This window comes from Pseudomonas sp. G11 (genome assembly GCF_029457515.1).
Classification (GTDB): domain Bacteria; phylum Pseudomonadota; class Gammaproteobacteria; order Pseudomonadales; family Pseudomonadaceae; genus Aquipseudomonas; species Aquipseudomonas gorinensis.
This window is the reverse complement of the sequence record NZ_CP120377.1, coordinates 5504235-5524146: the sequence shown is the minus strand read 5'-3', so window position 1 is coordinate 5524146 and position 19912 is coordinate 5504235. Positions and strand designations below refer to the sequence as shown.

Below are 19912 nucleotides of genomic sequence, written 5' to 3'. Positions count from 1 at the left end.
TGAACCCATGAAGCTGCCATTTGCTGGACGTCTTCTTGCTGTCGCTGTGCTTGCTGCCGCATCCGTCGCTTTACCGCTCTCCTCTGCATTCGCTGACGATACTGCCGCCAAACCCAAGGTCGGCCTGGTGATGAAGTCCCTTGCCAACGAGTTTTTCGTGACGATGCAGGAGGGGGCGAAAGATTACCAAAAGGCGCACTCCGCTGATTTCGACATGATCACCAACGGTATCAAGAACGAAACCGATACCAGCGCGCAGATCGATATCGTCAATCAAATGATCCTTGCCAAGGTCAACGCTATCGTCATCGCCCCAGCCGATTCCAAGGCGCTGGTCACCGTGCTGAAGAAAGCCTCCGACGCCGGTATCAAAGTCGTCAACATCGACAATCGATTGGACCCGGACGTACTGAAAAGCAAAAACCTCAATATCCCATTCGTAGGCCCCGACAACCGCAAAGGCTCCAAGCTGGTGGGCGACTACCTGGCCAAGAAACTGGCCTCGGGTGACAAGGTCGGCATCATTGAAGGTGTGCCGACCACTACCAATGCCCAGCAGCGCACCGCAGGCTTCAAGGATGCGATGGACGCTGCCGGTATGAAAATCGTCTCCACCCAATCCGGTAACTGGGAAATCGACCAGGGCCAGAAAGTGGCGTCTGCGATGCTGAGCGAATACCCGGACATCAAGGCTCTGCTGGCGGGTAATGACAATATGGCCTTGGGCGCAGTGTCTGCGGTACGTGCAGCAGGCAAGGCGGGGAAAGTGATGGTGGTGGGCTACGACAACATCGAGGCCATCAAGCCGATGCTGCAGGACGGCCGAGTCTTGGCGACTGCTGACCAGGCTGCCGCCCAGCAAGCCGTGTTCGGTATCCAGAATGCCCTGAAGCTGGTCAAGGGTGAAAAAGTCGACGCCAAAGACGGTGTGATCGAAACTCCGGTCGAACTCGTTACCAAGCAGTAATCCTGGCAGCACCAACAGCGTCCGCTCGTCCTGAGCGGGCGCCTGGAGATTTTCCTATGTCATCTTCCGCCCCGAACGCTGTCCTCTCGGTCAGCGGTATCGGCAAGACCTATGCCCAACCGGTTCTGTCCGACATCACCCTGACGCTTAATCGCGGGGAAGTGCTGGCGTTGACCGGTGAAAATGGCGCAGGCAAAAGTACCTTGTCGAAGATCATCGGCGGTTTGGTCACACCGACCACCGGGCATATGCAGTTCAATGGCGAGGACTTCCGTCCAGGCAGTCGCACCCAGGCCGAAGGGTTGGGCGTACGTATGGTCATGCAGGAACTCAACCTGCTGCCAACGCTGACCGTGGCCGAAAACCTGTTCCTGGACAACCTGCCCAGCCACTGTGGCTGGATCAGCCGCAAGCAACTGCGTAAAGCCGCGATCGACGCCATGGCTCAGGTCGGCCTGGATGCAATCGACCCTGACACCTTGGTTGGCAGCCTGGGCATCGGCCATCAACAAATGGTCGAAATCGCGCGCAACCTGATCGGCGACTGCCATGTGCTGATCCTCGACGAACCTACGGCCATGCTGACCGCCCGTGAAGTCGAGATGCTGTTTGAACAAATCACTCGCCTGCAGGCCCGGGGCGTGGCGATCATTTATATTTCGCACCGGCTCGAAGAGTTGGCCCGTGTAGCCCAGCGCATTGCGGTACTGCGCGACGGCAAGTTGGTCTGTGTCGAGCCGATGGCCAATTACAACAGTGAGCAACTGGTCACCTTGATGGTCGGTCGCGAGCTCGGCGAGCACATCGATCTGGGCCCGCGGACAATCGGCGGTCCCGCCTTGACGGTGAAAAACCTGACGCGTTCGGACAAGGTTCGTGATGTGTCCTTTGAAGTGCGTGCTGGCGAGATCTATGGCATCTCCGGCCTGATCGGCGCTGGTCGTACCGAGTTGCTACGCCTCATTTTCGGTGCCGACCTCGCCGACAGCGGCACCGTGGCGCTGGGCTCCCCAGCCCAGGTTGTCAGCATTCGTTCACCTGTGGACGCGGTAGGCCACGGCATTGCCCTGATCACCGAAGACCGTAAGGGCGAAGGCCTGCTGCTGACCCAGTCCATCAGCGCCAATATTGCCTTGGGCAACATGCCGGAAATTTCTGGCGGCGGTGTAGTGAATCGCCGCGATGAAACCGCCTTGGCCAAGCGCCAGATCGATGCCATGCGCATCCGCAGTTCCAGCCCGGCGCAGTTGGTGTCCGAGCTCTCCGGCGGCAACCAGCAAAAGGTGGTAATAGGCCGCTGGCTGGAGCGCGACTGCTCGGTGATGCTGTTCGATGAGCCGACCCGCGGTATCGATGTGGGGGCCAAGTTCGATATTTATGCCTTGCTCGGCGAGTTGACTCGCCAGGGTAAAGCGCTGGTGGTGGTGTCCAGTGACCTGCGTGAGCTGATGCTGATCTGCGACCGCATCGGCGTGCTGTCCGCCGGGCGCCTGATCGAGACCTTCGAACGTGACAGCTGGACCCAGGACGAATTGCTCGCCGCCGCGTTTGCCGGCTATCAGAAACGTGATGCGCTGCTCAATGACGCCGCGCTTAGGGATACCCCATGAAAACAACAACTTCCCCCGGTAAAGCAGCTGGCAACTTCTACGGCCTGGGCACCTACCTGGGGCTGGCAGGTGCGTTGCTGGCGATGATTGCGCTGTTTTCGGTGCTCAGTGATCACTTCCTGTCCTACGACACCTTCAGCACCCTGGCCAACCAGATTCCAGACCTGATGGTGCTGGCGGTGGGCATGACCTTCATCCTGATTATCGGCGGTATCGACCTGTCAGTGGGCTCGGTGCTGGCACTGGCGGCATCGGCCGTCAGCGTGGCGATTCTTGGCTGGGGCTGGAGCGTGTTGCCGGCAGCCTTGCTCGGCATGGGCTGCGCCGCATTGGCAGGCACGATTACGGGTTCGATCACGGTGGCCTGGCGCATTCCGTCGTTCATCGTGTCCCTTGGCGTACTGGAAATGGCACGCGGTGTGGCGTACCAGATGACCGGCTCGCGCACCGCCTATATCGGTGATTCCTTCGCCTGGTTGTCCAACCCGATTGCCTTCGGCATTTCGCCGTCATTTATCATCGCCTTGCTGGTGATCATCGTTGCCCAACTGGTGTTGACCCGTACCGTGTTTGGTCGTTACCTGATCGGCATCGGCACCAACGAGGAAGCCGTGCGCCTGGCAGGGATCAATCCCAAGCCCTACAAGATCCTGGTGTTCAGCCTCATGGGCCTGCTGGCTGGCGTGGCGGCGTTGTTCCAGATATCACGCCTGGAAGCGGCAGACCCGAACGCCGGTTCCGGCCTGGAACTGCAAGTGATCGCTGCGGTGGTGATCGGCGGCACCAGCTTGATGGGTGGGCGCGGCTCGGTCATCAGTACGTTCTTTGGTGTGTTGATTATTTCGGTGCTGGCCGCTGGCTTGGCGCAGATCGGTGCCACGGAGCCCACCAAGCGCATCATCACCGGTGCTGTGATCGTGATTGCCGTGGTCCTCGATACCTACCGCAGCCAACGCGCCAGTCGGCGAGGCTGAGCCATGGCAACGATCAAGGATGTGGCAGCGCTTGCCGGTATTTCCTACACCACCGTGTCCCATGTGGTGAACAAGACGCGTCCGGTCAGCGAGCCGGTACGCATCAAGGTGGAAGCCGCGATCAAGCAGTTGGACTACGTGCCCAGCGCCGTCGCGCGCTCGCTCAAGGCCAAGACCACGGCGACTATTGGCCTGCTGGTACCCAACAGCCTCAACCCGTATTTTGCCGAGCTGGCCCGAGGCATCGAGGATTACTGCGAGCGCAATGGCTATTGCGTGATCCTGTGTAATTCCGACGACAATGCTGAAAAGCAACGCAGCTACCTGCGGGTGTTGCTGGAAAAACGTGTCGATGGCTTGATCGTGACCTCCGTGGGCGGTGACGACAGCGGCCTCGCCGCGGGTTTGAGCGCGGTGCGCACGCCCATGGTCATCGTCGACCGGGCATTGGACGGCATTGACGTTGACCTGGTGCGTATCGACCACGAGGAGGGCGCTTACCTGGCCACCCGGCACTTGCTTGAACTGGGTCACCGGGACATCGCCTGTATTGGCGGCCCAGTCCATACCCGCGTGGCGCAGATGCGCCTGGCGGGGTATCACCGTGCGCTGCGCGAGGCGGGTGTGGAGGTGGCGGCTGATCGCACCCGGGAAAGCGACTTCACCAGTACCGGTGGTTATGCTGCGGCTGTGCAGTTATTGGCAGAAAACCCGCCCAGCGCAATCTTCGCCAGCAACGACATGATCGGCTTTGGTGTGCTGCGCGCGGCGGCTGAACGTAATCTCCGCGTGCCCGGCGAGCTGTCGGTGATTGGTTTCGACGATATTCAAATGGGCCGTTACGTCTACCCGGCGCTGACCACGGTCGGGCAATCGATCGTGCAACTGGGCGAGACGGCTGCCGAACTTTTACTGCGACGGATTGCGACACCCCAACTGCCGATCGATCAACGCATCGTGACGCCGAGCATCGTGTTGCGTGAGTCGACGGCGCCAATTGCCGGTGTGTTCGCCCAATACCGCTGAACCGAATTGATGAGTATTGATGTATGCCAGCAAAAGTAGTGGTAGTAGGCAGCTTGAACATGGACCTGGTGACCCGTGCCAGTCGCTTGCCCCGTGCCGGTGAAACCTTGATCGGCCAATCGTTTTCCACCGTTCCCGGCGGCAAGGGCGCCAACCAGGCCGTGGCTTCGGCGCGGTTGGGGGCCGAGGTTGCGATGATCGGTTGTGTCGGCACTGATGCCTACGGCAGCCAGCTGCGCGATGCGCTGCGGGTGGAAGGCATCGATTGCGGGGCTGTGAGCACCGTTGCCGGCTCCAGCGGCGTGGCGCTGATTGTCGTAGATGACAGCAGCCAGAACGCCATTGTGATCGTCGCGGGCAGTAACGGTGAACTCACGCCGGCTTCATTGCAGGCGTCTGACGCGGTGCTGCAGGCCGCCGATGTGATCGTCTGCCAGCTTGAAGTGCCAATGGAGACTGTGGGGCATGCGCTCAAGCGCGGTCGTGAGCTGGGTAAGACGGTTATTCTTAACCCTGCGCCGGTCAGCGGTCCTTTGCCGACCGAGTGGTATGCCTCGATCGACTACCTGATTCCCAATGAAAGCGAGGCGACCGCGCTGAGCGGTGTGGCGGTCGACTCCCTCGACAGCGCCAGGCTGGCTGCGACCGAATTGATCAAGGCGGGCGCGGGTAAAGTCATCATTACACTTGGTGCCCAGGGCGCATTGTTCGCCGATGGTCATGGCTTTGAACACCTGGTGGCGCCCAAGGTCAAGGCGGTGGATACCACGGCGGCCGGTGATACTTTTGTGGGTGGCTTTGCCGCGGCATTGGCCAGCGGCAAGAGCGAAGCCGAGGCTATTCGATTCGGCCAAGTGGCGGCGGCGCTGTCGGTGACCCGTGACGGCGCCCAGCCTTCCATCCCTACGCTGCACGACGTACAAGGTTTTGTGCCCTCATGAAAAAGACACCCCTGCTCAATATTGCTCTGTCGCGCGTGATCGCCTCCCTGGGGCACGGCGATATTCTGGTCATCGGCGATGCTGGTCTGCCAGTACCGCCGGGTGTCGAGTTGATCGACCTGGCGCTGACCCAGGGCATTCCCGATTTCATCAGTACCTTGCGCATCGTGCTCAGTGAAATGCAGGTGGAAAGCCATGTGCTGGCCGAAGAAATCCTGCTTAAGCAGCCACCGGCGCTGACTGAGCTGAACAGTCTGAACGCACAGGCCCATCTCGGCGAGCGTCGCCTGGTCAGCCATGAAGCGTTCAAGCAGCTCAGCCGTAACGCGCGCGCCATTGTTCGCACCGGTGAGTGCCAGCCTTATTGCAATATCGCGCTGGTGTCCGGCGTCACGTTCTAGCGTTTCCCAACGACAAGGAGTGTTCCATGCAACGTAGTCTTCCCAACCTGAGAAATCTGTTCCGGAGTGTCCTGCTTTTGTCCGCACTCACTGCAGCAAGCGCCCAAGCGGCGGAAAAAATCGACCTGATCATCGACACCGACCCGGGCGCTGACGACGTGGTGGCCTTGCTGTTTGCCATGGCTTCCCCAGAGGAGTTGAATATTCGCGCGCTGACCACCGTCGCAGGTAACGTGCGCCTGGACAAGACATCGCGCAATGCGCGCCTGGCCCGCGAGTGGGCAGGGCGTGAGGACATCCCGGTGTACGCCGGTGCGCCAAAACCGCTGCTGCGTACGCCTATCTATGCCGAGAATATCCATGGCAAGGAAGGCATTTCCGGTGTGACGGTGCATGAGCCGAAAAAAGGCCTGGCCGAAGGCAATGCTGTCGACTACCTGATCAAGACCCTCAGCACCGCCAAGCCCCACAGCATCACCATCGCCATGCTCGGCCCACAGACCAACCTGGCGCTGGCATTGACCCAGGCTCCTGAAATTACCCAAGGCATCAAGGAAGTGGTGGTAATGGGCGGCGCGCACTTCAATGGCGGCAATATCACGCCGGTGGCTGAGTTCAACCTGTTCGCCGACCCGATAGCGGCCGAGATCGTGCTCAAGAGTGGCGTCAAGCTGACCTACCTGCCGCTGGACGTGACCCACAAGGTGCTGACCAGCGAGGCGCGCCTGAAAAAGATCGCGGACATCAAGAACAACGCGAGCAAGGTCGTCGGCGATATTCTCAATGAATACGTCAAGGGTGACATGGAGCACTACGGCATCCCAGGTGGCCCAGTGCACGACGCTACCGTGATTGCCTACCTGCTCAAGCCCTCTCTGTTCAGTGGGCGTCAGGCCAATATGGTGGTGGACAGTCGCGAAGGACCGACCTTCGGCCAGACCATCGTCGACTGGTATGACGGCCTGAAGCAGGAAAAGAATGTGTTCTGGGTTGAGAACGGCGATGCCCAGGGCTTCTTCGATCTGTTGACCGAGCGCTTGGCACGCCTGAAGTAATGCAGTTGCCGGTTGGCGCTCGCCGGCCGGTTCTTAATCGCGCTCGGGGTCGTGTGCACCCCGGTAATCGGTCGGGTATTTCTCGAATATCTGGCCGATGAATGCCTGTGCGGCTTGGGTGCCGAGTTCCTTGACCAGCAGGTCGATGCCAATGATCGCCAATTCTTCCGGGCTTCCGGGGCTGTAGGAGCTCTGTCCTTGGTGCCATTTGGCTTTGATATCGGCTTGAAGGGTTACGGTACTCATGGGCGGCTCACGATCTGAAAAGTGCTGGGCAGTGCGCTGAAACTCGGTTCTTGCGGGCGCAGTTAACCATTTTGCGCAGGGTTTGGCACTGCTACTTAGGCATGAGGGGGTGGCTGTGCGACACTGGTCGCCTGTCTAACTGCCGGGGACACCAGGTGCAGATCGATTTGAATAACCCCGAAAGCCTGACGCTGGTGGCCGTGCGCCAATTGATCGCCAGTGCCAGCGACGATGAACATACCCAGTTGCGCGTGACCAAGAGCGGTATCGCCTATATCTCATCGGGCAAAGCGGTGGGTGGCGTTGATATTGATGGGTTGCTGTTTCGTCTGGAAACGTGGGCCAAGGGCTCTGGGTATGTAGGCAATGTGGCGGCCAGCGACGAAGTCTGGGTCATGCAGATTTTCAATGCGCTGAAGGAGAACTGGCCGACGCCACGGTTTGACTACATTGATATCTACTGAGTACGTTCATATCTGGTCACGATTGGCCGGGCGAATGCCCGCTCTGAGTCAGGCAGACTTGCCCGCAGGCGATTTACGTCTTGAAACCAATCCGTCTGACGGCTGTCGCACGATCTCTGTTCATTTTTTATCATTAGGAGGCTTCATGCCTTGGAAGCTCGCATCATTCGGTACTTTGTTGGCAGCACTCGCGTTGGCGGGTTGCAGCACCCCAGGTGCCTCTGAGCCAGCCAAAGACGCCGCCACGGCCGACACCGGCCATAGCCGCTGTGAGTCGAAGGCCGCCGAGTTCGCGATTGGCCAGAAAGCCTCGCCCCAACTGCTGGAGCAGGCGCGCGCCCGTGCCGGTGCGCAGAATGCACGGATCCTCAAGCCCAACGATATGATCACCCTGGAATACCGCTCCGACCGCCTGAACCTGAACACCGACGACAACCTGGTGATCACGCGGGTCAATTGCGGCTGACAGCCTCCGGGTTTTTGCGCCACCCATAAAAAACCCCGTCACATGGACGGGGTTTTTTTAGCTCAGCGGAGAATTACTCGCCGCGAACCTGTGCAGCTTGCATACCCTTTTGGCCTTTCTCAGCCACGAAGGAAACGGTTTGGCCTTCTTTCAGGCTTTTGAAACCGTCGCTTTCGATAGCTTTGAAGTGTACGAACAGGTCGTCACCGCCACCTTGAGGAGTGATGAAGCCGAAGCCTTTTTCATCGTTGAACCATTTAACGGTGCCGGTTTGGCGATTAGACATGGTGTATCTCCAAGAAACATATATTTTCAGTAGTGCTGTGCTGCTCAGGCCAACTGGGCACACCGGGCTATCATAGTCGAAATGTTCGACTTGGGAGCCCCCCCAAGGCATTGTTTGCGAGTCAATAGCGTTGCGTTTACTACCTGAATCGGCTGAAAGCCCCGATCTACGGGGCTTTTGTGCGAAATATAAGCTGGTAAAAAAAGCCGTAAAAGCTGCGTAATTTGTGAGAAATGGCAGTTTTCGAGGTGTTTTTCCAGCAAAACGGCCGTCTGATCAGGGGTGAATATTACTTTTTCTTCACGACCTTGCAGGACGAAATAGCCGCGACCGCCTTGTTTTTAAGGTCCGGGCTGGCGTTCTGGTTGGTCATCAGCTCTTTGATCTCGGCCGTGCTCAATTCGGCGTTGATTTTGTTCGCGCCACATTCGCAATGTTCTTTGGCGGTTTTGACGTCCACATTTTGGCTGGCGGCAGAGGTGCAGTCTTTAACGAAGCTGTCACGGGCACCGGCTGGCCAGTTGGAAGGCGCAGCTGCTTGTGCGCCGAGGGAAAGGAGGCTCAGGGTAGCGGCGAGAGCGAGGGTCGAGGTAAAACGCATCATGGGATGCTCCTTTGGGTCGAGGACGAACAGCGATTCTCAGTGGGTTTGAGGCGTCGCGTACAGCTCAAGTTCACTTTTACCGCTATAAAGGCTGGAATTTGTCTTTACGTCGGATGGCGCCGGCGCGATGACCGTTCATCTGTGCTAGCATCAGCCACCTGGCTATTCCCGGGCGCGCCATTTGCCGCCTTGCCATGTTCCTTTTGTTCACTCCAGTCACTCTGGTTCGATTATCGGTTTGCCGAAAGGCTCCTGCCGCTGTAAGGCAGGCGTTCGTTGCTGAACGGCCTGGTGTTGGATCTTGTACTGGCTCATCCCAACCCACGTGACCTTTGGTAGGGGTCACCACTAGGAGAGGAGGCGCCATGCCAACTATTACTCTTCCCGATGGCAGTCAACGTTCATTCGATCATTCGGTTTCCGTCGCCGAGGTCGCCGCATCCATTGGTGCCGGCCTGGCCAAGGCCACCGTGGCCGGCAAGGTCGACGGCAAGCTGGTCGACGCCAGCGACCTGATTACCTCCGACGCCAGCCTGCAGATCATCACGCCCAAGGATCAAGAGGGGCTGGAGATCATTCGTCACTCTTGCGCGCACCTGATTGGCCACGCGGTCAAGCAGTTGTACCCCACCGCGAAAATGGTGATCGGCCCGGTCATTGACGAAGGTTTCTATTACGACATCGCCTACGAGCGTCCTTTTACGCCGGACGACCTGGCCGCCATCGAACAGCGCATGCACGCGCTGATCGAAAAAGATTACGACGTCATCAAGAAAGTCACCCCGCGCGCCGAAGTGATCGACGTGTTTACTGCGCGTGGCGAAGACTACAAGCTGCGCCTGGTAGAAGACATGCCGGACGAACAGGCCATGGGCCTGTATTACCATGAAGAATACGTCGACATGTGCCGTGGCCCGCACGTACCGAATACGCGTTTCCTCAAGTCGTTCAAGCTGACCAAGCTGTCCGGTGCCTACTGGCGCGGCGATGCCAAGAACGAGCAACTGCAGCGGATCTACGGCACCGCCTGGGCTGACAAGAAGCAGCTGGCGGCCTACATCCAGCGCATCGAAGAAGCCGAGAAACGCGACCACCGCAAGATCGGCAAGCGTCTGAACCTGTTTCACCTCCAGGAAGAAGCCCCGGGCATGGTGTTCTGGCACCCGAACGGCTGGACCCTGTACCAGGTGCTTGAACAGTACATGCGCAAGGTGCAGCGTGAGAACGGCTACCTGGAGATCAAGACTCCTCAGGTTGTTGACCGTAGCCTGTGGGAGAAATCCGGGCACTGGGCCAACTACGCCGACAATATGTTCACCACCCAGTCGGAAAACCGCGACTACGCCATCAAGCCGATGAACTGCCCTTGCCACGTGCAGGTGTTCAACCAGGGCTTGAAGAGCTACCGCGAGTTGCCGATGCGCCTGGCCGAGTTCGGTGCCTGCCACCGTAACGAGCCATCGGGTGCATTGCACGGCATCATGCGCGTACGCGGCTTCACCCAGGACGACGCACACATCTTCTGCACCGAAGAACAGATGCAGGCGGAGTCCGCTGCATTTATCAAGCTGACCATGGACGTTTATCGCGATTTCGGTTTTACCGAAGTCGAAATGAAGCTGTCCACTCGTCCGGAAAAGCGCGTCGGTTCCGACGAGCTATGGGACCGCGCCGAAGCGGCACTCGCCGCTGCGCTAGACAGCGCGGGCCTTGCGTACGATCTTCAACCGGGTGAGGGCGCGTTCTACGGGCCTAAAATCGAGTTCTCGCTGAAAGATTGCCTTGGCCGTGTCTGGCAATGTGGTACCTTGCAGCTCGATTTTAACCTGCCGATCCGTCTGGGAGCCGAATACGTCTCCGAAGACAACAGCCGTAAACACCCGGTCATGTTGCACCGGGCGATCCTTGGCTCGTTCGAACGGTTCGTCGGGATCCTGATCGAGCACTACGAGGGTGCGTTCCCCGCGTGGCTGGCTCCGACCCAGGCAGTGATCATGAATATCACTGATAAACAGGCAGATTTTGCCGCTGAAGTTGAAAAAACTCTCAACGAAAGCGGATTTCGTGCCAAGTCCGACTTGAGAAATGAAAAGATCGGCTTTAAAATCCGCGAGCATACTTTGCTCAAGGTTCCCTATCTTTTGGTTATCGGAGATCGGGAAGTCGAGATGCAGACTGTCGCTGTGCGTACTCGTGAAGGTGCTGACCTGGGCTCGATGCCCGTCGCCCAGTTCGCTGAGTTCCTCGCGCAAGCGGTTTCCCGGCGTGGTCGCCCAGATTCGGAGTAATTATTATTAAGCGTGAAATGAGACAAGATAAACGAGCTGCACCGAAAGCCCCGATCAACGAGAATATCTCGGCACGCGAGGTTCGGTTAATTGGCGCTGACGGCGAGCAGATTGGCATCGTCTCGATTGATGAAGCGCTTCGTATCGCTGAAGAGTCCAAATTGGACCTGGTGGAAATTTCCGCCGACGCAGTCCCGCCTGTTTGCCGGGTGATGGACTACGGCAAGTCGATCTTCGAAAAGAAGAAGCAGATTGCTGCGGCGAAGAAGAACCAGAAGCAGATTCAAGTAAAAGAAATCAAGTTTCGTCCAGGGACGGAGGAAGGGGATTACCAGGTAAAACTGCGCAACCTGGTACGTTTCCTGAGTGATGGGGACAGGGCCAAGGTATCCTTGCGATTCCGCGGCCGTGAGATGGCCCACCAGGAGCTGGGGATGGAACTCCTCAAGCGGGTTGAAGCTGACCTGCTCGAGTACGGTTCGGTCGAACAGCATCCTAAGATGGAAGGACGCCAGCTGATCATGGTCATCGCCCCGAAAAAGAAGAAGTAATCAACAGGGCACGGCAGGCCTTCTGATTATGTTTATCAACTGAATGCGGAGTATCCGAACATGCCAAAGATGAAGACTAAAAGTGGTGCTGCTAAGCGGTTTCTGAAAACTGCTAACGGTATCAAGCACAAGCACGCTTTCAAGAGCCACATCCTGACCAAAATGTCGACCAAGCGTAAGCGTCAACTGCGCGGTAGCAGCTTGCTGCATCCGTCTGACGTGGCAAAAGTCGAGCGCATGCTGCGCCTTCGTTAATTTTTGGATCAAGACTAGAGGAAGTAACTCATGGCTCGTGTAAAGCGTGGCGTCATTGCCCGTAAACGTCACAAAAAAATTCTGAAACTTGCTAAAGGCTACTACGGCGCACGCTCACGCGTATTCCGTGTTGCCAAGCAAGCGGTAATCAAGGCAGGCCAATACGCCTACCGTGACCGTCGTCAGAAAAAACGTCAGTTCCGCGCTCTGTGGATCGCTCGTATCAACGCTGGTGCTCGTGTTAACGGTCTGTCCTACAGCCGTTTCATTGCTGGCCTGAAAAAAGCGTCCATCGAGATCGACCGTAAGGTTCTGGCTGATCTGGCAGTGAACGAAAAAGCGGCGTTTGCTGCGATTGTCGAGAAAGCTAAAGCCACCTTGGCTTAAGTACCCCCGACAGTCACCCTGGGTTACTCTGTAGCCCAAGGTGTTAAACGTCTTAAATAGGGGAAGAGCCTTCAAGCTCTTCCCCTATTTTGTATCTGGAGTCTGTACATGGAAAACCTGGACGCGCTCGTCGCTCAAGCTCTTGAGGCTGTGCAAAGCGCTGAAGATATCAATGCCCTGGAGCAAATCCGGGTTCACTACCTTGGCAAGAAGGGTGAATTGACTCAGGTGATGAAGACCCTGGGAAATTTGCCGGCTGAAGAGCGTCCGCAAGTCGGTGCGCTGATCAACGTTGCCAAGGAGCGTGTCACAGAGGTTCTCAATGCGCGCAAGGCGTCGCTCGAGGAGGCCGATCTTGCGGCCAAGCTCGCCGCCGAGTCCATTGACGTGACCCTGCCTGGCCGTGGCCAGGCTTCGGGCGGTCTGCATCCGATTACCCGGACTCTGGAACGTATCGAGCAGTTCTTCACTCACATCGGCTACGGCATCGCCGAAGGCCCTGAGGTCGAAGACGACTATCACAACTTCGAGGCGCTCAACATCCCCGGCCATCACCCGGCCCGGTCGATGCACGACACCTTCTATTTCAATGCGAACATGCTGTTGCGCACCCATACCTCGCCGGTACAGGTCCGCACCATGGAATCGCAGAAGCCGCCGATCCGCATCGTCTGCCCAGGCCGTGTGTACCGCAGCGACTCCGATATCACCCACTCGCCGATGTTCCACCAGGTCGAAGGCCTGTTGGTTGATCGCGATATCAACTTCGCCGACCTCAAGGGCACCATCGAAGAGTTCCTGCGGGTGTTCTTCGAGAAAGAGTTGGCGGTGCGTTTCCGTCCATCGTTCTTCCCGTTCACCGAGCCGTCCGCTGAAGTCGACATGGAATGTGTGATGTGCAGCGGTAAAGGCTGCCGCGTCTGCAAGCAGACGGGTTGGTTGGAAGTGATGGGCTGCGGCATGGTTCACCCCAACGTGCTGCGCATGTCCGGGATCGACCCGGAAGAGTTCTCGGGCTTTGCCTTCGGCATGGGCGTTGAGCGTCTGGCCATGCTGCGTTACGGCGTGAACGACTTGCGTCTGTTCTTCGACAACGACTTGCGGTTCCTCGCGCAATTTCGCTAGTCGTAACGAATCTTTAGGAGAGCAGGATGAAATTCAGTGAACAATGGCTGCGTGGCTGGGTAAGCCCGCAGGTAAATCGCGACGAGCTGGTTGCTCGTCTGTCGATGGCCGGTCTTGAGGTCGATAGTGTTACCCCGGCTGCTGGCGTATTCAGTGGCGTGGTTGTGGGCGAGGTGCTGAGCACCGAGCAGCATCCTGACGCCGACAAGTTGCGTGTATGCCAGGTCAGCAATGGCACGGAAACCTTCCAGGTCGTGTGCGGAGCGCCCAATGTGCGTCCGGGCCTGAAGATCCCGTTCGCCATGATCGGCGCCGAACTGCCAGGTGACTTCAAGATCAAGAAAGCCAAGCTGCGCGGTGTCGAGTCCAACGGAATGCTGTGCTCCCAGGCTGAACTGCAGGTAGGCGAGGGCAACGATGGCCTGATGGAGCTGCCGGCCGACGCGCCAGTGGGCCAGGACATTCGTGCCTATTTGGAACTGGAAGACGCCAGCATCGAGGTTGACCTGACCCCGAACCGTGGCGACTGCCTGTCCCTGGCGGGCCTGGCGCGTGAAGTGGGCGCGCTGTACGACGTCCCGGTCACCCGGCCCGTGATTACCGCCGTCCCTGCGGTGCACGACGAAGTCCGCCCGATTGAGGTGCTGGCGCCAAACGCGTGTCCTCGTTACCTGGGCCGTGTGATCCGCAACGTCGACCTGTCCAAGCCCACCCCGCTATGGATGGTTGAGCGCCTGCGTCGCGCTGACGTGCGCAGCATCGACGCTGCCGTCGACATCACCAACTATGTGATGATCGAGCTGGGCCAACCACTGCACGCGTTCGATCTCGCCGAAATCAATGGCGGCATCCGTGTGCGCATGGCAGAAGAAGGCGAGAAGCTGGTATTGCTTGACGGCCAGGAAGTCACCCTACGCGCTGACACCCTGGTAATCGCCGACCATTCCCGCGCCCTGGCGATTGCTGGCGTGATGGGGGGTGAGCACAGCGGCGTGTCCGCGACCACGCGTGACATCTTCCTTGAGAGCGCATTCTTCGACCAGATCGCCATCGCTGGCAAGGCCCGTTCCTATGGCCTGCATACCGATGCGTCGCACCGTTATGAGCGTGGCGTAGACTGGCAGCTCGCCCGTGAAGCCATGGAGCGCGCCACTGGCCTGCTGCTGGACATCACCGGTGGCGAAGCCGGCCCGATTACCGAGGCCGTGAGCGAACAGCATCTGCCGTCCGTTGCACCTATCACCCTGCGCGCCAAGAGCGTCGAGCAAATGCTCGGCCTGGTGATTGAGGCTGCAGAGATTGAGCGACTTCTGTCGGCTCTCGGCCTGGGTATTTCCGCAGGCGGGGAAGGGCAGTGGCGCGTTGAAGTGCCAAGCCATCGTTTCGATATCAGCTTGGAAGTCGACCTGATCGAAGAACTTGCCCGCCTGTACGGCTACAACCGTCTACCGGTTCGTTACCCGCAAGCACGCCTGGCACCGCAACCCAAGGCGGAGGCGCGTGCACACCTGCCTGAGCTGCGTCGTCTGCTGGTTGCCCGTGGTTACCAGGAAGCCGTGACCTACAGCTTCATCGATCCGAAGCAGTTCGAACTGTTCAACCCCGGTGTCGAGCCGTTGTTGTTGGCCAATCCGATTTCCAACGACATGGCCGCCATGCGTTCTTCCCTGTGGCCAGGCCTGGTGAAAGCGCTTTCCCACAACCTGAATCGTCAGCAGGATCGCGTGCGCATGTTCGAAAGCGGCCTGCGTTTTGTCGGCCAACTGGACGGTTTGAAGCAGGAACCGATGCTGGCCGGTGTAGTGTGCGGTAGCCGTCTGCCGGAAGGCTGGGCACAAGGTCGTGATGCGGTGGACTTCTTCGACGTCAAGGCTGACGTGGAAGCCGTATTGGGTTTTGCCGGTGCATTGGGTGATTTCACCTTCGTTCCAGGCAACCACCCGGCGCTGCACCCTGGCCAGACCGCGCGTATCGAGCGCGAAGGTCGCCTGGTAGGCTTCGTCGGCGCCATTCACCCGGAACTGTCGAAAACCCTCGGCCTTGACCGTCCGGTCTTCGTCTTTGAGTTGGTCCTGGCGGAAGTCGCTTCGGGCAAGATGCCTAAATTCAGCGAGCTGTCGCGCTTCCCTGAAGTGCGTCGAGACCTGGCCCTGATCGCCGACCGCGAAGTCGCCGCCACTGCCGTCCTGGATGTAATCCGTGAAAATGCAGGGGAATGGCTGACAGACCTCAGGCTATTTGACGTCTATCAGGGTAAAGGCATTGATCCGCATAGAAAAAGCCTTGCAGTTGGCTTGACCTGGCAGCATCCATCGCGCACTCTTAATGACGATGAGGTGAACACCACGACACAAAATATCCTCACCTCGCTCGAACAAAGGTTAAACGCCACGTTAAGGAAGTGACGTATGGGGGCTTTGACGAAAGCTGAGATGGCGGAACGTCTGTACGAAGAGTTGGGTCTGAACAAGCGCGAGGCCAAGGAATTGGTTGAGCTGTTTTTTGAAGAAATCAGACACGCTCTGGAAGACAATGAACAGGTCAAATTGTCCGGTTTCGGCAATTTTGACCTGCGGGACAAACGCCAGCGGCCTGGCCGCAATCCAAAAACGGGAGAAGAAATCCCGATCACGGCTCGCCGTGTGGTCACCTTTCGTCCAGGGCAGAAGTTGAAGGCCCGAGTTGAGGCTTATGCTGGAACCAAGTCATAACGACGAGCTACCCGTCATCCCAGGCAAACGCTACTTCACCATTGGTGAAGTCAGCGAGCTATGTGCGGTAAAACCGCACGTGCTGCGCTACTGGGAGCAGGAGTTTCCTCAACTCAACCCCGTCAAGCGTACCGGGAACCGTCGGTATTATCAGCGCCAGGATGTGCTGATGATCCGACAGATCCGTGCGTTGCTGTATGACCAGGGGTTCACCATCAGCGGCGCCCGCCAGCGCATGTCCGGTGATGAAGCCAAAGACGACACCACCCAATACAAGCAACTGATCCGCCAGATGATCTCCGAACTCGAAGATGTGCTGGTGGTGTTGAAGAAATGATTCAGGCTTTTAAAATACTTCCACATTTCAAAAGCTTGCGGTATATTCCTGATCGCTTCGTTGCGAAGCGAACCCAGTAACACGCCTAGTCGGGGCGTAGCGCAGTCCGGTAGCGCACTAGCATGGGGTGCTAGGGGTCGAGTGTTCGAATCACTCCGTCCCGACCATATTTTTCAATGACTTAGCCCAATCTGAAAAGGTTGGGCTTTTTCATGTCTCGAAAAATACTCCCACATTTACTCCCACGGATATCTTGGATCTCGGTAGATATGCCACTTGAGAGGCGTTCGACTCTCGTTTCCCCGGGCAGCTCGTATCAGTGCAAGAGTCAGAAGGCGCGAGTAGGTTTGTTAAAGGGTTGCCGATTTGCAGATCGGTTGCGGTTGATGCTGAGTCGCGCCGCAAAGCGTGGTAAGCCGGAAGCCTGTAAATACAGTTAAGGTCGCTCTCTCCAAAGAACGTTTTGACTGGGCTTCAGCAAGGTGGTTTTAGCTCAAAAAACGAGTTATGCCCCATTTTCCTCCCTCATTCGCGCCGAGTGTGCGAGTGATCGCGAATGGCGATTTCTGACGGACTCAAGTATGGCAGTGGCTGGTATTCAGTACGCCTCCTTATACGGGCGAGCAACCCGTCTATGGCAAATCTTTGGTCGTTCGGAAGACGATATGGAGATGAGTGGATATCCTAAGTGCGGTCGGTGTGAGTCTGAAGCGTGTCGAGTGTTGGCGCTGATTTAAAACTGACCCACCCTGCCGACTGAAAATTGACCCAGGACGGATTGCTGATTTTTGCCCCAGCAATTGTGGATAAGCTTAGCAGCAGTGTTCCGATTCAAGACCATCAAGCCCCACCGCAAGCGGCAGGGCATTTATGGTGCGGATCAAAATGGCTCATCGTCCTCGACATCATCTCCGTCCTTGCGCTTTCGTTCCCGTGACTTGATCTTTGTCTGCGCGGCCAAGGTGCTGTGTTGTAGTCGGTAGGACTCGTTGCCCGTTTCGACGATGTGGCAGTGGTGTGTCAGCCGATCCAGCAACGCGGTGGTCATCTTGGCGTCGCCAAACACACTCGACCATTCCGAGAAGCTCAGGTTGGTGGTGATGACCACGCTGGTGTGTTCGTACAGTTTGGACAGCAGGTGAAATAACAGGGCACCGCCGCTTTGACTGAAGGGCAAATACCCCAGCTCATCCAGTATCACCAGGTCTGTTCGTAGCAGTCCCTGGGCGATTCGCCCTGCCTTGCCATCGTACTTCTCACGCTCCAGCAGATTCACCAGATCCACCGTGGAAAAGAAGCGCACGCGTTTGTTGTGGGCCGTGATTCCGGATACAGCCAAGGCACTGGCCAGGTGTGTTTTCCCGGTTCCAGGGCCGCCGATGAACACGACATTCTGCGCGGTTTCAGTGAACGCTAAGCTGGATAGATCGCTGACCAGCCGGGCATCAGCGCTGGAAGCGCTGAAGTCAAAGCCAGCTAAGTCACGGTGCATGGGGAGTTTTGCCATGTTCATCTGATGATTCACCGAGCGTACCGCGCGATCCGCATGTTCCTGCTGAAGCAGATGTTCCAGCAGCCATTTCGATGAAGCCGTCGACGCTGTTCCTTGAGAGACCAGTTCTTCCCAAGCACTGGCCATGCCGTGCAGGCGAAGTTCTTTGAGTTCAGTCATTAGGTCACGCATTGCGATTCTCCTCATCGGTCGCACGGAGCCGGTCGTAGCGTGCCGTATTGGCAACAGGCGCGACCTTGAGTTGCAGGCTGGTTTCTACACAGGGAGGTGGTGTGGTGGAGGTCAGGCGGGCAACGACATTGAGGATGTGATCGGCGCTCAGACTTCCCGATTCAAGTACCAGCTCCACCGCCACCAGCACTGGTTCGAGACCCGCAATTGGCACAGCAGCCAGTACCTGCATCATGATTCGATCACCGTTGGTGTGACGCCTCAGTCCTCGTTTGAGAAGCCGTAACGGTTTTGGCAAATCAGCAAATGGCGCGCCGTTGCGCAATGCACCAGGCTTGCGTTCGATGAGTGGGATGTAGTGCTGCCAGTCAAAACTGACCTGATCTCGATCAAAGAGGCGCTCGTGACTGGCGATCACCGTTTCGTCGGCAATGACCACGATCCGCGAAGGGTACAAACGGCTGCTGACCCACTGGCCGACTCTCTCACATGGCACTGAATAGCGATTTCGCGCCACGCTGATCAGACAGGTGCTGGAGACCCGCACGGTACGCTCGACGTAGCCATCAAATACCGTCGGCATTGGCATCATTTCGACCTGCTCCAGCTCCAAGACCTCGGCCACCGTCAGCCCGTTGTACTGCGGATGCACCAGTTCGCTCCAGAGCGACCGGCAACGTTGGCCGAGCCAGACATTCAGCTCCTCAAAGGTATGGAACATGCAATTTTGAGCATCGAGCCAGATTCGCCTCCGGCTGTCCTGCACGTTCTTTTCGACGATGCCTTTCTCCCAGCCAGAGGCCACGTTGCAGAAGTCCGGATCGAACAGATAGTGCGCGCACATCACGGAAAACCGGGCGTTGACCGTGCGGCCTTTACCTTTGTTGACCTTGTCGACAGCCGTTTTCATGTTGTCGTAGATGCCGCGACGTGGCACGCCACCCAACGCTCCAAACGAGCGCGTATGGGCATCAAATAGCATCTCGTGGCCTTGGCTGGGGTACGCAACCAACCAGAATGCGCGGCTGGCGCACAGCTTCATGTGGGAGACCTGGACACGTCGAAAAAGACCACCGATCAGCAGACCTTCTTCGCTCCAGTCAAATTGAAAGGCCTCACCGAGAGCAAACGTCAGCGGTACAAAAGCGCGTAAAGACTTGCCTTGCTCCCCTCGCCAAGAGCGGACAAACGCCGTGAGCTGGCTGTAGCCGCCGTCGTAACCCTCGGCCTTGATCTGCTCGAAAAGCGCTTTGGCGCTCCTGCGGTTGTGTCTTGGCCGGAACGAATCGGCCTTGAGCGCCTGCTCCAGGGTCTCGTGAAAAGGGCTGAGCTTATTGAAGGTTGCGCACCGTTGGTACGCTGGCTGAGTGGCTTCGGGCGCTCTGACCCATTTTCGGATGGTGTTTCTCGACAGCCCGGTACGCTTGGCTATCTGATGCAGCGAGAGCTTGTCGCGGAAGTACATCCGCCGGATTTTTCCCAACATTTCCATGCTGATCACCCTGTGTTCTCCTGCTCAAAAAGTGAGCAGAAG

General features: G+C 57.8%; 22 protein-coding genes and 1 tRNA gene. 18 read left to right on the top strand and 5 right to left on the bottom strand.

All coding sequences use genetic code 11. The annotated features are described in order from the left end of the window. Positions 1-7 precede the first annotated feature (7 nt). The 7 genes from P2T68_RS25275 to P2T68_RS25245 are packed head-to-tail and all read left to right on the top strand — an operon-like array spanning position 8 to position 6974. Positions 8-967, top strand: a complete 960-nt coding sequence (locus tag P2T68_RS25275; protein ID WP_024076479.1) for a sugar ABC transporter substrate-binding protein — start codon at positions 8-10, stop codon at positions 965-967. A 56-nt stretch (positions 968-1023) separates the two neighbouring features. Then, positions 1024-2577, top strand: a complete 1554-nt coding sequence (locus P2T68_RS25270; protein WP_024076478.1) for a sugar ABC transporter ATP-binding protein — start codon at positions 1024-1026, stop codon at positions 2575-2577. After that, the gene (locus tag P2T68_RS25265; protein ID WP_069076652.1) at positions 2574-3551 is read left to right on the top strand and encodes an ABC transporter permease; all 978 of its coding nucleotides are present in this window, start codon (positions 2574-2576) and stop codon (positions 3549-3551) included. The genes P2T68_RS25270 and P2T68_RS25265 overlap by 4 nt, the downstream gene beginning before the upstream one ends. Before the next feature lie 3 nt (positions 3552-3554). Then, positions 3555-4577, top strand: coding sequence for a LacI family DNA-binding transcriptional regulator (locus P2T68_RS25260; RefSeq protein ID WP_024076476.1), 1023 nt, complete (start codon positions 3555-3557; stop codon positions 4575-4577). 23 nt (positions 4578-4600) lie between these two features. Continuing rightward, positions 4601-5518, top strand: a complete 918-nt coding sequence (rbsK, locus tag P2T68_RS25255) for a ribokinase (protein WP_277378444.1) — start codon at positions 4601-4603, stop codon at positions 5516-5518. After that, on the top strand, positions 5515-5919 hold the full coding sequence (gene rbsD, locus P2T68_RS25250) for a D-ribose pyranase (RefSeq protein ID WP_024076474.1): 405 nt from the start codon (positions 5515-5517) through the stop codon (positions 5917-5919). Before rbsK ends, rbsD begins: the two co-directional genes overlap by 4 nt. A gap of 26 nt (positions 5920-5945) precedes the next feature. Further along, entirely contained in the window at positions 5946-6974 is a 1029-nt protein-coding gene (locus tag P2T68_RS25245) for a nucleoside hydrolase (RefSeq protein ID WP_069076654.1), read from the top strand. A gap of 33 nt (positions 6975-7007) precedes the next feature. Here P2T68_RS25245 and P2T68_RS25240 read toward each other — a convergent pair whose 3' ends face one another. Next, positions 7008-7220, bottom strand: a complete 213-nt coding sequence (locus tag P2T68_RS25240; RefSeq protein WP_024076472.1) for a hypothetical protein — start codon at positions 7218-7220, stop codon at positions 7008-7010. A 155-nt stretch (positions 7221-7375) separates the two neighbouring features. On the opposite strand from P2T68_RS25240, the gene P2T68_RS25235 reads away from it, so the two are divergent. Together P2T68_RS25235 and P2T68_RS25230 are read left to right on the top strand one after the other, a co-directional pair. Continuing rightward, entirely contained in the window at positions 7376-7684 is a 309-nt protein-coding gene (locus P2T68_RS25235) for a hypothetical protein (protein ID WP_024076471.1), read from the top strand. Positions 7685-7829: 145 nt separating this feature from the next. After that, the gene (locus P2T68_RS25230; protein ID WP_024076470.1) at positions 7830-8150 is read left to right on the top strand and encodes an I78 family peptidase inhibitor; all 321 of its coding nucleotides are present in this window, start codon (positions 7830-7832) and stop codon (positions 8148-8150) included. A 73-nt stretch (positions 8151-8223) separates the two neighbouring features. On the opposite strand, the gene P2T68_RS25225 is transcribed toward P2T68_RS25230, so the two are convergent. Together P2T68_RS25225 and P2T68_RS25220 are read right to left on the bottom strand one after the other, a co-directional pair. Continuing rightward, positions 8224-8436, bottom strand: a complete 213-nt coding sequence (locus tag P2T68_RS25225) for a cold-shock protein (protein ID WP_003234260.1) — start codon at positions 8434-8436, stop codon at positions 8224-8226. 289 nt (positions 8437-8725) lie between these two features. After that, the gene (locus P2T68_RS25220; protein WP_024076469.1) at positions 8726-9040 is read right to left on the bottom strand and encodes a hypothetical protein; all 315 of its coding nucleotides are present in this window, start codon (positions 9038-9040) and stop codon (positions 8726-8728) included. 365 nt (positions 9041-9405) lie between these two features. Here P2T68_RS25220 and thrS point away from each other — a divergent pair, with 365 nt between their 5' ends. From thrS to P2T68_RS25175, 9 genes are all read left to right on the top strand, one after another. Continuing rightward, a complete protein-coding gene (gene thrS, locus P2T68_RS25215; protein ID WP_024076468.1) occupies positions 9406-11328 on the top strand; it encodes a threonine--tRNA ligase in 1923 nt (640 codons plus the stop codon). Continuing rightward, entirely contained in the window at positions 11328-11879 is a 552-nt protein-coding gene (gene infC, locus P2T68_RS25210) for a translation initiation factor IF-3 (protein ID WP_169850653.1), read from the top strand. Before thrS ends, infC begins: the two co-directional genes overlap by 1 nt. A gap of 60 nt (positions 11880-11939) precedes the next feature. Then, on the top strand, positions 11940-12134 hold the full coding sequence (rpmI, locus tag P2T68_RS25205; protein ID WP_002553160.1) for a 50S ribosomal protein L35: 195 nt from the start codon (positions 11940-11942) through the stop codon (positions 12132-12134). Between the two features lie 30 nt (positions 12135-12164). Beyond that, complete coding sequence (gene rplT / locus P2T68_RS25200) at positions 12165-12521, top strand: 50S ribosomal protein L20 (RefSeq protein ID WP_002553161.1); 357 nt, start codon at positions 12165-12167, stop codon at positions 12519-12521. A gap of 108 nt (positions 12522-12629) precedes the next feature. Then, positions 12630-13646, top strand: a complete 1017-nt coding sequence (gene pheS / locus P2T68_RS25195) for a phenylalanine--tRNA ligase subunit alpha (protein WP_024076467.1) — start codon at positions 12630-12632, stop codon at positions 13644-13646. Positions 13647-13672: 26 nt separating this feature from the next. Beyond that, positions 13673-16051 (top strand): phenylalanine--tRNA ligase subunit beta, encoded by a 2379-nt coding sequence (gene pheT / locus P2T68_RS25190; RefSeq protein WP_277378442.1) that lies wholly within the window; start codon positions 13673-13675, stop codon positions 16049-16051. A 3-nt stretch (positions 16052-16054) separates the two neighbouring features. Further along, positions 16055-16357: an integration host factor subunit alpha gene (gene ihfA, locus P2T68_RS25185; RefSeq protein ID WP_002553164.1), complete on the top strand. Its 303-nt coding sequence runs from the start codon at positions 16055-16057 to the stop codon at positions 16355-16357. Then, positions 16338-16694 (top strand): MerR family transcriptional regulator, encoded by a 357-nt coding sequence (locus tag P2T68_RS25180; protein WP_003174972.1) that lies wholly within the window; start codon positions 16338-16340, stop codon positions 16692-16694. Before ihfA ends, P2T68_RS25180 begins: the two co-directional genes overlap by 20 nt. Before the next feature lie 90 nt (positions 16695-16784). After that, positions 16785-16861, top strand: a tRNA-Pro gene (locus P2T68_RS25175). A 713-nt stretch (positions 16862-17574) separates the two neighbouring features. On the opposite strand, the gene istB is transcribed toward P2T68_RS25175, so the two are convergent. Next, complete coding sequence (gene istB, locus P2T68_RS25170; protein ID WP_029241171.1) at positions 17575-18378, bottom strand: IS21-like element ISPsy20 family helper ATPase IstB; 804 nt, start codon at positions 18376-18378, stop codon at positions 17575-17577. Continuing rightward, complete coding sequence (istA, locus tag P2T68_RS25165) at positions 18371-19870, bottom strand: IS21 family transposase (protein WP_115129398.1); 1500 nt, start codon at positions 19868-19870, stop codon at positions 18371-18373. Before istA ends, istB begins: the two co-directional genes overlap by 8 nt. Positions 19871-19912 lie beyond the last annotated feature (42 nt).

Excerpts from the sequence above, each read along its gene's own strand:
- P2T68_RS25270 (WP_024076478.1), top strand. The coding sequence starts at position 1,024 with ATGTCATCTTCCGCCCCGAACGCTGTCCTCTCGGTCAGCGGTATCGGC.
- rbsD (WP_024076474.1), top strand. The coding sequence starts at position 5,515 with ATGAAAAAGACACCCCTGCTCAATATTGCTCTGTCGCGCGTGATCGCC.
- pheS (WP_024076467.1), top strand. The coding sequence starts at position 12,630 with ATGGAAAACCTGGACGCGCTCGTCGCTCAAGCTCTTGAGGCTGTGCAA.
- P2T68_RS25240 (WP_024076472.1), bottom strand. The coding sequence starts at position 7,220 with ATGAGTACCGTAACCCTTCAAGCCGATATCAAAGCCAAATGGCACCAA.
- P2T68_RS25220 (WP_024076469.1), bottom strand. The coding sequence starts at position 9,040 with ATGATGCGTTTTACCTCGACCCTCGCTCTCGCCGCTACCCTGAGCCTC.
- pheT (WP_277378442.1), top strand. The coding sequence starts at position 13,673 with ATGAAATTCAGTGAACAATGGCTGCGTGGCTGGGTAAGCCCGCAGGTA.
- P2T68_RS25245 (WP_069076654.1), top strand. The coding sequence starts at position 5,946 with ATGCAACGTAGTCTTCCCAACCTGAGAAATCTGTTCCGGAGTGTCCTG.
- P2T68_RS25275 (WP_024076479.1), top strand. The coding sequence starts at position 8 with ATGAAGCTGCCATTTGCTGGACGTCTTCTTGCTGTCGCTGTGCTTGCT.
- P2T68_RS25180 (WP_003174972.1), top strand. The coding sequence starts at position 16,338 with ATGCTGGAACCAAGTCATAACGACGAGCTACCCGTCATCCCAGGCAAA.
- rpmI (WP_002553160.1), top strand. The coding sequence starts at position 11,940 with ATGCCAAAGATGAAGACTAAAAGTGGTGCTGCTAAGCGGTTTCTGAAA.
- rbsK (WP_277378444.1), top strand. The coding sequence starts at position 4,601 with ATGCCAGCAAAAGTAGTGGTAGTAGGCAGCTTGAACATGGACCTGGTG.
- P2T68_RS25230 (WP_024076470.1), top strand. The coding sequence starts at position 7,830 with ATGCCTTGGAAGCTCGCATCATTCGGTACTTTGTTGGCAGCACTCGCG.
- istA (WP_115129398.1), bottom strand. The coding sequence starts at position 19,870 with ATGGAAATGTTGGGAAAAATCCGGCGGATGTACTTCCGCGACAAGCTC.
- P2T68_RS25260 (WP_024076476.1), top strand. The coding sequence starts at position 3,555 with ATGGCAACGATCAAGGATGTGGCAGCGCTTGCCGGTATTTCCTACACC.
- rplT (WP_002553161.1), top strand. The coding sequence starts at position 12,165 with ATGGCTCGTGTAAAGCGTGGCGTCATTGCCCGTAAACGTCACAAAAAA.
- thrS (WP_024076468.1), top strand. The coding sequence starts at position 9,406 with ATGCCAACTATTACTCTTCCCGATGGCAGTCAACGTTCATTCGATCAT.
- P2T68_RS25225 (WP_003234260.1), bottom strand. The coding sequence starts at position 8,436 with ATGTCTAATCGCCAAACCGGCACCGTTAAATGGTTCAACGATGAAAAA.
- ihfA (WP_002553164.1), top strand. The coding sequence starts at position 16,055 with ATGGGGGCTTTGACGAAAGCTGAGATGGCGGAACGTCTGTACGAAGAG.
- istB (WP_029241171.1), bottom strand. The coding sequence starts at position 18,378 with ATGCGTGACCTAATGACTGAACTCAAAGAACTTCGCCTGCACGGCATG.
- P2T68_RS25265 (WP_069076652.1), top strand. The coding sequence starts at position 2,574 with ATGAAAACAACAACTTCCCCCGGTAAAGCAGCTGGCAACTTCTACGGC.